Annotated in this window: 1 pseudogene; it reads right to left on the bottom strand. The window is 59.7% G+C overall.

Annotation, left to right across the window (positions count from 1 at the left end):
* Positions 1 to 231, bottom strand: a pseudogene (locus SB764_RS45075) (hypothetical protein); the annotation flags it as partial.

Here is a 231-nt window from a genome sequence, read left to right as displayed (position 1 = left end):
CCAGCATCGGTCCGGCTTGCGTCGCGAATGCCGCCGTGGGGCGACGTTTCAGGAATTCTTCGGTGGTCAGAATCTCAGCGCCGTTATCGCCAAGCAGGAAGACACCGTTGGGCTTCTTGTAGAAGTTCGGCACCTTGCCCGGAGGGCCCTTGATCTCGATGGTGTCGGCGGGACGGAGTTCCGCGCCGTGCTCGATATAAAGACCAATCGGCGTGAAATCGTCTCGGTACA

The sequence above is a fragment of the Paraburkholderia sp. SIMBA_027 genome, assembly GCF_046535315.1.
In the GTDB taxonomy this organism is placed as follows: Bacteria; Pseudomonadota; Gammaproteobacteria; order Burkholderiales; family Burkholderiaceae; genus Paraburkholderia; species Paraburkholderia tropica.
Note: the sequence above shows the minus strand (reverse complement) of the source record. Positions and strands in the feature narration are given on the sequence as shown.